Genomic DNA, 12038 nt, shown 5'->3' on the forward strand with positions numbered 1-12038 from the left:
TTCACAGCGCGCCCTGCTACGACCGGCGTCACAGCCCCGGACTTTCTTGTCCTGACCGGTCGTTCGTCCTTGCATGGAGACACGCCCCGTCCTGACGTGCTTCCTACGCAGCGAAGGCGAGGTGTTGCTGTTGCGCCGGAGCGATGCGGTCGGCTCGTATCAGGGCCAGTGGGGCGGGGTGGCGGGGCACGTCGCCGACGACGCCGGGCGGGAGCGGGACCCGGAGACGGCCGCGCGGGCTGAAATCGACGAGGAAACCGGGCTGGCCGACGCGGTGACGCTCGTCCGGGAGGGCGATTCATTTCAGATCGCAGACACAGATCATGGGGTTCGCTGGCGGGTCCATCCGTTCCTGTTCGATTGTGAGGCCCGCACGGTCGCGACGAACGAGGAGACGACCGAGACTGCGTGGGTCCACCCGCCGGAAATCCTGACTCGTGAGACGGTCCCGCGACTGTGGACCTCCTGGGACCGTGTTCGCCCGCGAGTGGGGACCGTTCGCGAGGACCGGACTCACGGCTCGGCGTGGCTCTCGCTCCGGGCACTGGAGGTGCTACGCGACGAAGCCGCTCTGGCCGATGCTGGACGGAGCGACGACTTGGAGACGGCCGAGCGGGACGGCGACGACTGGGACGCGCTCGCCGCCGTCGCCGCCGAACTCCGCGAGGCCCGCGCCTCGATGGTCGTCGTCGCCAACCGGGTCAACCGAGCGATGGCCGCCGTCGCCGACGAGTCGCCGACGGCCGTCGAACAGGCTGCGACCGAGACGCTGAACCACGCGGTGACCGCCGACCGAGTCGCCGCGGCTGTCGCCGCTGAGCACGTCGGTGACCGCATCGCGACGCTCTCTCGGTCCGGAACAGTCAGTACGGTGGTCGACGCCGTTGTACCCGAGGCCGTGCTCGTCGCCGAGTCACGGCCCGGCGGTGAAGGCATTGGCGTCGCCGAGACGCTTGCTGACAGGGCCGCGGTGACGCTGACGACTGACGCGGCGCTCGGCTACGCACTGGAGGACTGGACCGCCGCGACGCTCGTCATCGGTGCCGACCGCGTCCTTCCAGACGGTCGCGTGGTCAACAAGGTTGGTACCCGGTCGGCGGCCCTTTCGGCGGCCGCCGCGGACGTGGACTGCTACGCAGTGTGTGCGACAGACAAGATTGCGCCACGCGCTACGTGGGACAGAGAGGAACGTGACGCCCGGGAGGTGTACGCCGGCGACGCCGATATGGCCGTATCGAACCCGACCTTCGACGTGACGCCGGCGTCGGCAGTGACGGTCGTCACCGAGCGCGGCGTTCTGGAGACGACTGATATCGAGGAGATCGCTGACGCCCACCGGGATCGGGGCGAATGGCCCGGGCGCCGGTGATATCAGAGATTGGTGGACGCTCTCATTGCTCGTCTAGCACGACTGGGACGCCGGCTTCGGCCACGTCGGCGGCGAACTCGCGGGAATCGGCTTCGAGGTTAGAGAAGGTGTTGTAGTGGACTGGCATCACGAGGTCCGGGTCGATGGTCGCGGCCAGAGCGGCGGCCTCGTGGCGGTCCATCGTCGCCCGCGGGCCGATGGGCGGACACAGTAGCGATACCTCAAGGGTCCGGTGGCCAGGTAGGACATCCGAATCGCCGGGATAGAAGGCTCTGGTCCCCTCGACGGCGATCATGAAGCCACAGCCGAACCCCTCCGGATGATACGGCGTGCTGTCAGGGAGCGTATGCCGCCCGTCCGGTTCGTTGTATGCCGGTGTCGACCATATCGGCACGTCCTTGACCGTCGTCTGCGATTTCATGCCGACCTCGACGATGTCGTACGGCAGTGAGGACAGCGGCGGGAGGTCCCGGTCGCCGACGCGCTCGTCGATACCTTCGTAGGCGACGATGGTTGCATCCTCGCTCGCCACGCGCTCGATACCGTCCGGGTCGTAGTGGTGGACGTGAGTTACACAGACAACGTCGCCGTCTTCCGCACGGTAGTCGCTGCTCGGTGGATGGCCGATGCCGTCCGTGTGGGGTTCCCACTCGCCGGTGAGCACGCCGTACCGGCCCGGATCGACGTACACTACTGTGTCGTCGCCGGCAAACCGGAGCGTCGCGTACCCCAGCCAGTCGACGGTCAGCCCGTCGTGTCGAACTGTCATTGGATGTCGGTACGCGCTACACCCTGAATAAGGCCGCTACTCGCTTCCGTCCACCCCCGGCAGAAGATATACCAGGCCACTGTTCGTCTGCCTGCCCGTGCGAAACTTCCACATTACGACGGTCTGGGGGATTCCGATACGGGTCAACGTCTCACTGCTGATTTTCTTGCCGGTGCTGGCCTGGATTATCGGCAGCGGGACGCAGATCGAAACGTACGCCGGCATCGTGAGTGCCCTGTCGGGTGAGACACTCGACAGCACGGTGTTGACTGCGGGCCAGACCCCGTGGCTCATCGGTACCACCGCGGCCGTGGGCCTGTTCGCCAGCGTCGCTCTCCACGAACTGGGCCACGCCTGGGCGGCGATGCGCTACGGCCTCCGGGTCGAGTCCATCACGCTCTGGATTCTCGGCGGTCTCGCTAACCTCGAAGCCATGCCCAAGGAGTGGAACCGGGAACTCGTCATCGCGCTGGCCGGCCCGGCCGTGAGTATTCTGACCGGACTGGCCTGCTACGCCGCACTGTTTGCCCTGCCGGCGAGCGCGCAGGTGACGCTGTTCGTTATCGGCTGGCTGGCCGTCACGAACATCTTTCTCGCCGTGTTCAACATGCTGCCAGCGTTCCCGATGGACGGCGGCCGCGTGCTCCGGGCACTGCTCGCGCGAACGCGGCCCTACGCGACGGCCACTCGTATCGCCGCTCGGATCGGCACTGGGTTCGCCGTGCTGTTCGCCGTCGTGGGCGCCATCTCGGTTAGCCCGATGTTGCTGCTACTCGCACTGTTCGTCTACGGCGCCGCGTCGAGCGAATCCCGCACCGTCGCGCTGGCAGCGCTGCTTGAGGGGCTGACTGTCGATGACGTGGCCAGCCCGCTCGATGCGACTATCGAGGCCGATGCCAGCGTCGAGGACCTCGTCGACCGGATGTTCGCTGATCGGCGAACCGAGTTCGCTGTCACGCGTGGCGGCGACGTGGTCGGCGTCGTCACGGTCGGCGATTTCAGGGAACTCTCGACGGCCGAACGCGAAGCCGACACCGTGGCCGACCTGATGGAGGCGGATCTGCCGCGATTCCCAGCGGAGAAGGCCGCCTTCGACGCGCTCGTCGAACTCGACACCGCCAGAGCTATCGCCGCCTTCGTCGACGGCCCTGAGGGAACCCGCGTGGTCTCCCGGGAAGACTTCGCCAGCGCGATGGAGATGCGGCGCGTCGTCGGCTCGCCGGAACCGTTTTAAACAGCGCTTACTCGCTCGAATATGGCCGCTACCAACTAGAAGGCCCTACCTGAAGCCGACTGAACGACTTGAGCGAACCGAGGGGGTTTTCGTATTCTGTGCGGAGACGACACCAGAACCAGAGATGACCGCTTCTGACTGCCGGTACACACAAGAGGGGCCGACGTACACTACTGGACAATGCAATCCGGGTTCGTCGACCTGTTCGTCGACCTCGTCGGCACCGATCCGCTGATAAACGGCCTCGTCGGCGGGGTCATCATCGCGACGATGAACCTCTTCGGGGCGTCGCTCGTGTTGGTCTGGCGTGACCCCTCGGAGCGGGCGCTGGATACGGCGCTGGGCTTCGCTGCTGGCGTGATGCTGGCCGCTGCGTTCACGAGCCTCATCATTCCCGGCATCGAGGAGTACTCGGGCGGAAATCCGATTCCGACGCTCGTCGGCGTCGGGCTGGGGGCGCTGTTCCTCGACCGCGCGGACGGCCTCGTCCCACACGCCCACTACCTCCTGACCGGGAGCCGCCGGTCGGACGCGGCCAACCCCAGTCAGGACCTCTCGGTCGACGAGTCGAAACTGACGGGTGTCATCCTGTTCATACTCGCAATCACGCTGCACAACATCCCTGAAGGGCTGGCCGTCGGCGTCGGCTTCGGCGCGGCCGCCGGTGACCCACTCCAGATCGGCGGCGCGCTCTCGTTGATGCTCGCCATTGGCATTCAGAACATCCCCGAAGGACTGGCCGTCTCAGTCGCGGCAATCAACGCGGGTCTGGATCGGCGACTGTATGCCGTCTTCTCCGGGATTCGCTCCGGTGTCGTGGAGATACCGCTTGCGGTGTTTGGCGCTGTCGCCGTCGTGACTGTCGAACCGCTGCTGCCATACGCGATGGGCTTTGCAGCGGGCGCGATGCTGTTCGTGATCTCCGACGAGATAATCCCCGAGACGCACCAGCGCGGCTACGAGCGCGTCGCGACGCTCGGCCTGATGGCCGGCGTCATCATCATGCTGTATCTGGATATCGCGCTCGCGGCCTGAATCTTGTCTTCGTGTCCACTATTCTTCGTAGGGCCAGTTCGGGTCGCGGTCGAGGTCTGTCGGCTCCTCGCAGTCCTCGGCCTCATCGGGGGCACACGCTCCGTGTTCGCGGAAGTTTTCCCGGGCTTCCGTCAGTGATACGTGGTTTGTATCGCTGACGAACTCCGCGTCGCCGAACTGGATAGGGTCGTCGAGCCAGTGACACACCGGACACATCTCGTACGACCCGGGCCGCCCCTCCGGGAGTGTCTGGTAGCCACAACACGGGCAATAGCCCAGCTCCCGTGCGGCTGGATTACCGGGCGTCTCGGTTGACATATTTCGTGGTATGTGCCTTCACACCATAGAATTACCGAACCGGGCGATGCATGACTATCGCTGCGACGGACAGACTACTCCGACTGTGCGTCTTCGACTTTCTCCGCGTACTCCTCCAGTTCAGCGGCCAGTTCGCGGGCCTGGGCCGCCGACAGCGTCACCGAATCCGCGTGTGGCTTCACCGCGTCGAGATCGGTGTTGTCCATCTCCAGTTGGAGTTCGACGTGGTCCGGGTTCTTTCGCGGCGCAGTCACGTTCAGGACGGCCAGTGCCTCCTCCTCGAAGCCGTGGCCCTCTACCTCACCGTCGAGCAGGTCGAAGGTCGTGTACGCGTTGACCTTCATGATGCGGTCGACCATACCGCCTGTTCGCGGGCCGGAGACTTAACGCACGTTACTCCTCGGCGGTGACGCCCTCGTAGCCGACTCGCTCGGCGTCCGCCGCCGCGCGGTCGATGGCCGCATCGAGGTCGAACTCCCTGACGACCGTTCCGTCACGAATCAGTGGTTCGAGTAGCGACTCGGCGTCTTCCGGCCCATCACGGTCGGCCAGACCGATGTGGTGGCCGCCGTCGGCGGTGCGGTACACCGACTTCATCCCGGTGAGCTTCCCCCGCTTGGCCGCAGGCTCGCCGTCCACTTCGACGATGTCCAGTGCGAAATCCAGCGGGTCGGCGTTGGCGACGTAGCTCCCGACACCGAAGCCGTCGGCCACGTCCCGAAGTTCTCGCAGGGTTGTCGGGGTCAGACCCCCGGAGAGGAACAGATCCACGTCATCATGGCCGTGGGCGTCCAGCGTCCAGCGCACCTCTCGAACGATGTGGCGGAAGTCACCGCGGCGTGACCCAGTCGTGTCCAGCCGGACGCCGGCGAGGTCATCGACGGCCTCCGCCGCACGGAGCGCTTCGTCGGCCTCGTCGCTGTAGGTGTCAGTCAGGGCGATGCGCGGTGTCTCCTCGGGGACGGCGGCGTCGAACGCCTGCCACGCCTGTTCCTGATTTCCGCGGCCGAAACAGATCATGAGCGCGTGGGGCATCGTCCCGCCGGCCTCCCGGCCGATGACCTCACCCGCTGCGACGTTCGAGATGCCGTCGAGCCCGCCCAGCAACGCCGACCGCTCGACCATCGCGCCGATAGAGGGGTGGACGTGGCGCGAGCCAAAGGAGAGCACCGTTGACTCCGGCGCGGCGTGGCGTGCCTCTAATGCCCGCGTCGCGACGCCAGTCGGGTGTGAGAGAAAGCCAAGGAGTGCCGTCTCCAGGCGACAAAATTCACGGTACGACCCCTCGATTCGCATCACCGGGCCACCGTCGAACAGTTGTCCTTCGGGGAGCGCGTCAACGTCGACGCTCCGTCCTTCGAGCAACGCGGTGGCGTCTTTCAGCCCCGCCAGCAGCTTCCACCGGCCCGTTGCGAACTGGTTCGCCGTCACCTCGGCGACCACGTCCGGGTTCTTGCCTGCGTGTTCCAGCGCCTCCATCGTCCGGTCGAAGTAGGCGTCGGTCGCCCGCCCCTCGCGAATCGCCTCTGGTGAGACGATGTCGAACTCCTCGCTCATGGCACGGTGTTTTCAGTGTGGCGAAAAAAGCAGTCCGGTCGGCGACTGCCCCTCAAGACTCCGCTTGCCGGTGAATATCGTCGAGATCACTCACTGTCGGGCCGTTGACGATGCGGACGGTCTTGCCCGACCGGACCACGCGGAACGCGTCGTTGAACTGGTCGTCTGCTGGGACGACGTAGACGTCACTCTGGGGCTGGCTGGCGTCGTGTTCCTCGGTCAGCGCCGCCCGGTAGGCCTGTGCGAACTCGCTGGCGTCTTCCTCGGTATCCCAGCGGGTCTCCCAGACGTAGCCGTAGCCGCCCGAGCCGTTGCGGTAGGGCACGACGAGGTCACCGCCCCAGCCAGCCGAGATTTCGCTCTCGTAGCTGTAGCGGTCGCCCTCCGTCCGGCCGTTGTGGTACATCATCGCGTAAATCGAGGTCTCCCCGACCGTGTCGCCGACCGGGTCGTGGTCGAAGCGACTCCATTCCTCGGTCGAGCGGTCCGCGACGCTGACATTCACTGGTTTTTCGTCTGGATACCTCTCCGGGTGGAGCACCTGCTCAGTGCTGTCGGGGAAGTCGTCGTGGAGGGCGTCGACGGCGTCCCAGCCACCGTCAGAGCGAACCTGGTCGACGAACCGCGGCCCGGTGACGTAGGGCTGGTAGAGGACGGTGAACAGCCCCTCGTTGTAGCTCGGTTCCTGACTGCCGCCGTCTCCGTCGCTGCTTCCGCCGTCGTCACTGGTCCGGTCTGGAAGTGCGATACAGCCCCAGCCGTCACCACAGCGTCGCTCGTAGAGGATGCGGACGTAGTTGGCCTCGCCCTCGGTGACGCCCTGCCGTGACAGCTGTGTGTCCTGGGTCTTCGCGGAGCCGTTCAGCCCGAAGTGCTGGTCCTGCAGGGCGTGGACGAGTTCGTGTGAGAGCGTCCGCCGGTCGATCTGTGGTGTCTCCGTCGGGCTGACGATGACGATCTCATCCCGACTCGGAGAGTAGTACCCCTGGACTGTCGTCGAAAGCGTGTCGTCGATTTCGTCGCTGCTGCCGGAGTCTTCGCCAATGAGCAGGAGTGATTCCCACACCTGATCGTTCCAGGGGTCCTGTGGCCGGCCGCTACCGCCGCCGTCGTTGCCACCTGAGCGGTTCTGGTACTCGGCTCGGGAGATGACCGAAACCGGGACAGACTCTTTGAACTCCAAATCGCGGACCTGCTCGACGCGGGCCATCGTCCGGGCGACGACAGCTGCTCGCTCTGTCTTGTTCAATCCGTCGTCGGTCGTCACCGACACCGAGTCGTCGTACCAGTAGCCGTTCTCGTAGCCGATGGCGTCTTCGCCGGTCGGCGTCTCGGGGTGATCATTACCGCCGAAGGAGGGGACCGTACAGCCCGCCAAGACGACCGCCAGCGCAATGAGTAGTTCCTTACGCATCGTGAACCTCGCTCAGTTCGTCGGCTGTCGGTGCGTTCACGACGGTGACCGTGTCCCCATCGACCCTGACCGAAACAGCGTCGGTGTAGGGACTGTCTTCTTCGATAACCCAGTGGCCCTCTGCGGTTCGAGTGCCGCCCCAGTGAGCGATCACCGCCTCCCAGGCGTCGGCGAACTCGCGGGCATCGGCCTCACTGGCCCAGGTCGTCTTCCAGACGTAGGCCGTCTCGTCACCGTTGTCGTAGACGTACATTCGGCCGCCCGCCCAGCCGTCGGTGGCGGGCAGGTCGTAGTTATACGGGTCGTCGCTGTCCAGTGACCCGTCCTCGTAGTTGATGACATCTCGCGTCTGGACGACGCTCGACTCGTTGTAGTCGTCGGCGATGGTGTATGCCATCGACCCGGCGATGGCAGAGGGGCCGACGACGGCGTAGTCGGGTCGGTCGCGGTCAGTCGAGGGTCTGACCCGCTCCCAGTCGTCGCTGGACCGGTCCGCAAGCGAGACTGATTCGGGTTCCCACTCGGTGTAGCGCCCGGGATAGGTAACTTCGGCGGCCCCGTCGGGATAGTCGTCGTACGCGTCATTGACGGCGCTCCAGCCGCCACGTTCTCGGAGATCTCCGATCAGGCCGGGCCCGTCGCTGTAGGGGAAATACTGCATGAAGTTGATACCGAAGTGGCGGTCACCGCCGCCACCGCCGCTCCGGGAAGGCCTGTCGATACAGCGCCATGCCTCGCCACAGCGGTCGGTGTAGGTTTGGGTGACAGCAACGGCATCGCCTTCGACCATGCCGTTCCGACCCTGGACCTGATCCCGCGTCCGCGCGTCACTTTCGAGCCCGAAGTGCTGGTCCTGCAGGGCGTGGACGAGTTCGTGGGCCAGCGTCCCCCGGCTAATCGTCGGCGTCTCCGACTCGCTGACGATGACGATCTCACCGCGCTGGCTGCTGTAGTAGCCCAGTACGCTCTCCCCGCGGTTGCTGTTCTGGACGGCGATGGAGTCGCGGTCCTCGCCGATGAAAAACAGCGCCTCGAACTTCGCGTTGTCAAACCGACGCAGCGAATCACCGGTCTCGCCGCCGCCCGTGTTGTTGCGGTACTCGGCTCGCGAGACGACGGAGACCGGCACTGTCTCCTCGAATTCCAGCCCGCGAATCCGCTCGACGCGGGCCATCGTCCGAGCGACGACGGCGTCCCGCTCCGTCTTGTTCAGTCCGTCATCGGTCGTTACTGACAGCGATTCGTTGTACCAGTAGCCGTTCTCGTAGCCCAACCGGTCCGTCGCAGGTGCTCCCGGGGCGGAGTCGTTGTTCCCGTAGTCGGTCGCGGGTTCGCTCGGCGTCAGATCGGCGTTGCCCGACTCCGTGTCGGGCGACACACTGGGTGCCTGACAGCCTGCAAGTAACAGCACAACGGCACAGAGAACGACGAGGGCGAAAGGGCGGCGCATCTATCTTCACGGTAGGTTACCACAGTGAAAAGTCACACGCTCATCGTGACCACATTCATCAGCCAAAAGAATTTTTACGTCTGTTTGTGGCGCCCGGTCCCCACCCTGGGAGTAACTTTCGTAGTTGCGCCCTGCCAAGGTTCCCGTATGGAACTCGACCCAGCGCAGACCGCTCTGGTCGTCGTCGATATGCAGAACGGCTTCTGCCACCCCGACGGAAGCCTCTACGCACCGGACAGCGAAGCAGCCATCGCGCCCTGTGCCGACCTCGTCGACCGTGCCCGCGACGCCGGCGCGACGGTCGTGTTTACCCGCGACGTGCATCCGCCCGACCAGTTCGAGGGCACCCACTACTACGACGAGTTCGACCGGTGGGGCGAACACGTCGTCGAAGACTCGTGGGAAGCCGAACTCGTCGACGAACTCGATCCACAGGATGAGGACCTCGTCGTCGTCAAGCACACCTACGACGCCTTCTACCAAACGGAACTGGAGGGGTGGCTCGACGCCCACGGCGTCAAGGACTTGATTATCTGTGGCACGCTCGCGAACGTCTGTGTACTCCACACCGCTTCCAGTGCCGGCCTTCGAGACTACCGACCAGTTCTCGTCGAGGACGCCGTCGGCTATATCGAGGACGAACACCGCGAATACGCACTAGACCACGCTGAGTGGCTATTCGGTGAACTGACTGACCGCGACAACCTCATGTTCGCCTGACTTGGGGTAAGGATCCAGACTACGAACAAGCGAAGCAGGCCCACGCCGACCGCTACGGGGAGTCGTAGCTACGTGGCGTCGTCGCCGGTCGCGCCTCGTTCGATACTCACCCACACCTCGTCACCACGGGTGAGGTCGATATCCTCGCCGACGAGCTTCGCGCCGAAGCGCTTGCGTCCACAGAACAGTGCGATACCCGCTATTGGTTCGCCGTTTGCCAGCACGGTTACGTCGTCCCATGCGACCGTGCGGCCGTCGGCTGTCCCGACGTGTTGGCCTGCAAGGGCCGCGGCTTCGACCCCATCATGACTCAGCAGACCACCGCCCGAGTAGTGGGGCAAGCCGCCGTCGAGAACGCTTGAGCCGTCGCTGTTAACATCGTTTGCGATGCCAGCGAAGGATTCACCGGGTGCCGGATGTACGGGTTCGTCGAGTCGGACCCACGTTTCGCCGCCGTCGACGACGGTACCAGTCCCGTTCCAGGACAGCGGCGTCACGTCGACGGCCACGTCGACCGGCAGTGAGCCCGACGCCCGATAGGGGTTCGCGTCGGGGTCACGGAAGCCGAGATGTATGTGGTTCGGAACCCACGGCGCGAAAAATCCTGCCCGGACCAGCGCTCCGAGGTCGTCGCCAACGGCGACCGTTTCGCCGGCCTCGACAGCGGGGTCGACGTGCAGTAGCCGCGCCACAGTATCGCCGGTATCGATCAAGATGAGGTGGTCGTGCTCGGCGGCGTAGGCCTTCGGCGGGGCCTGCACTGTTTTCGTGTCCAGCACCTCGCCAGCGACTGGTGACGGTGCACGTTCGCCCTCGGGATAGAGGTCGATGGCACATCCCTCGTCGTGGGCGTCGAACGGCGAGTTGTACAGGGAGAACCGGTAGTACTGGAAGAGCACGTCCCGCGGTATCGTGACGGGCATCGACGGCGATTAGGGGTGTGTCGGTATGGCTCTGTCGTCCACGACCACGTTTTTCTGCGTCGGGTGGCTCGCGATGCTCGCCACCACTGCTTGAAAAACGTGGTCTTGCTGAGCGGAGTCGTTCGAGGGGCGCAAGCGCCCCTCGTGATGACGAGAGAGCGAAGCTCTCTCGAACCACGAAGCAAGGCTTGAAAGACGAGTTCGCGAGTCTTTCGGTGGCGGAAAAGCCGCGCTCTCACAGAGTTCGAGCGCGGTACACCAAACGCTGGCTGTGGATTGCTCTTGCTCTGTCTCCTTCGCTCTCTGCTTCTGACAACTGGTGACACGGCATCACGATGGCCTGTTTCGTTACTGCATCCTGGTTCGTCCGAGAGTTCAAGACCCATGCCGGGGCCACTGCTTCGTGTGCGCTGACGACGACCGCGGCGGGGGCAGCGGGAGCGCGACACGTCCCGCCGCGACAGTCATGTGTCGCCTGTTCGCTATCCACCGCTGCGGGGTCACCTACCGGACCAGCGGACCGTTTTAATCCAAAGGAACCGTACAACTCGATCATGCGTCTGCTACGGGGCCGTGCCACCGACCCCGAAACCGACTTCGAGCGGACCCGCGAGATGGCTGAGACGGTCGCCGAAGACCGCGAGCCGGCCCTGCGAGTCTGGCGACCGCACAGACAGGTTGCGTTCGGCCGCCGGGACGCGAACAGCGACGGTTACGACCAGGCGTGCCGGGCCGCTCGCGACCGAGGTTACACCGTCCTCGAGCGCGCCGTGGGGGGTCGCGCAGTCGCCTACACCGGGTCGACGGTTTCGTTCTCCCTCGCCGTCCCGACTGAGGACCCGCGAGGGACTATCGACGATCGCTACGAGTGGGCTAAAACCGCTGTGAAGCGTGCGATCGACGACCGCGGTATCACCCCCCGGACCGGCGAACCGGACGCTGCATTCTGTCCGGGAAGCCACTCGATTCAGGCCGACGGTAAAATCGCGGGGCTCGCCCAGCGTGTCCGCCAGTCCGTCGCTGTTGTCGGCGGAATCGTGGTCGTTCGGGACCACGAGGCTATCGCCGAGGTGCTGGCCCCCATCTACGAGGCGATTGATGTCCCCTTCGACCCACAGAGCGTCGGTAGCATCGCCAACGCTGGGGGAACCGACGACCCCAAACAGGTCATCGCGGCGCTGGAGCGGTCGCTTGCCGACGGTCGCGACGTGTCGGTGAGCACTATCCGAGAGACTTAGGGGTGCGCCCG

At 65.1% G+C, this 12038-nt stretch carries 12 protein-coding genes; 5 read left to right on the forward strand and 7 right to left on the reverse strand.

Annotated elements, in window-relative coordinates:
- The first annotated feature begins 73 nt into the window (after positions 1-73).
- On the forward strand, positions 74-1369 hold the full coding sequence (locus tag C443_RS14635) for an NUDIX domain-containing protein (RefSeq protein ID WP_005537326.1): 1296 nt from the start codon (positions 74-76) through the stop codon (positions 1367-1369).
- A gap of 22 nt (positions 1370-1391) precedes the next feature.
- Here the strand turns inward: C443_RS14635 and C443_RS14640 are convergent, their stop codons facing one another.
- Complete coding sequence (locus C443_RS14640) at positions 1392-2138, reverse strand: MBL fold metallo-hydrolase (RefSeq protein WP_005537327.1); 747 nt, start codon at positions 2136-2138, stop codon at positions 1392-1394.
- 97 nt (positions 2139-2235) lie between these two features.
- Between C443_RS14640 and C443_RS14645 the strand changes: the two genes are divergently transcribed.
- Both C443_RS14645 and C443_RS14650 read left to right on the forward strand, forming a co-directional pair.
- A complete protein-coding gene (locus tag C443_RS14645) occupies positions 2236-3372 on the forward strand; it encodes a site-2 protease family protein (RefSeq protein WP_005537328.1) in 1137 nt (378 codons plus the stop codon).
- A 180-nt stretch (positions 3373-3552) separates the two neighbouring features.
- Positions 3553-4407 (forward strand): ZIP family metal transporter, encoded by an 855-nt coding sequence (locus C443_RS14650; protein ID WP_005537329.1) that lies wholly within the window; start codon positions 3553-3555, stop codon positions 4405-4407.
- A gap of 18 nt (positions 4408-4425) precedes the next feature.
- On the opposite strand, the gene C443_RS14655 is transcribed toward C443_RS14650, so the two are convergent.
- The 5 genes from C443_RS14655 to C443_RS14675 form a co-directional block, all read right to left on the reverse strand.
- On the reverse strand, positions 4426-4725 hold the full coding sequence (locus C443_RS14655; RefSeq protein ID WP_049944076.1) for a CPCC family cysteine-rich protein: 300 nt from the start codon (positions 4723-4725) through the stop codon (positions 4426-4428).
- Positions 4726-4799: 74 nt separating this feature from the next.
- On the reverse strand, positions 4800-5084 hold the full coding sequence (locus C443_RS14660; RefSeq protein ID WP_004515308.1) for a DUF6360 family protein: 285 nt from the start codon (positions 5082-5084) through the stop codon (positions 4800-4802).
- Between the two features lie 34 nt (positions 5085-5118).
- Positions 5119-6282: a nicotinate phosphoribosyltransferase gene (locus C443_RS14665; protein WP_005537331.1), complete on the reverse strand. Its 1164-nt coding sequence runs from the start codon at positions 6280-6282 to the stop codon at positions 5119-5121.
- A gap of 52 nt (positions 6283-6334) precedes the next feature.
- Positions 6335-7696, reverse strand: a complete 1362-nt coding sequence (locus tag C443_RS14670; RefSeq protein WP_005537332.1) for an Hvo_1808 family surface protein — start codon at positions 7694-7696, stop codon at positions 6335-6337.
- Entirely contained in the window at positions 7689-9146 is a 1458-nt protein-coding gene (locus tag C443_RS14675) for an Hvo_1808 family surface protein (RefSeq protein ID WP_005537333.1), read from the reverse strand. Before C443_RS14675 ends, C443_RS14670 begins: the two co-directional genes overlap by 8 nt.
- 147 nt (positions 9147-9293) lie before the next feature.
- On the opposite strand from C443_RS14675, the gene C443_RS14680 reads away from it, so the two are divergent.
- The gene (locus C443_RS14680) at positions 9294-9866 is read left to right on the forward strand and encodes a cysteine hydrolase family protein (RefSeq protein ID WP_005537334.1); all 573 of its coding nucleotides are present in this window, start codon (positions 9294-9296) and stop codon (positions 9864-9866) included.
- A gap of 68 nt (positions 9867-9934) precedes the next feature.
- Here the strand turns inward: C443_RS14680 and C443_RS14685 are convergent, their stop codons facing one another.
- Positions 9935-10789, reverse strand: coding sequence for a hypothetical protein (locus C443_RS14685; RefSeq protein WP_005537336.1), 855 nt, complete (start codon positions 10787-10789; stop codon positions 9935-9937).
- A 554-nt stretch (positions 10790-11343) separates the two neighbouring features.
- Here C443_RS14685 and C443_RS14690 point away from each other — a divergent pair.
- Positions 11344-12027 carry a lipoate--protein ligase family protein gene (locus C443_RS14690; RefSeq protein ID WP_005537337.1) on the forward strand — a complete coding sequence of 228 codons (684 nt, stop codon included), beginning with the start codon at positions 11344-11346 and terminating at the stop codon, positions 12025-12027.
- The last annotated feature ends 11 nt before the right edge of the window (positions 12028-12038 follow it).

The organism is Haloarcula argentinensis DSM 12282 (assembly GCA_000336895.1).
GTDB lineage: Archaea > Halobacteriota > Halobacteria > Halobacteriales > Haloarculaceae > Haloarcula > Haloarcula argentinensis.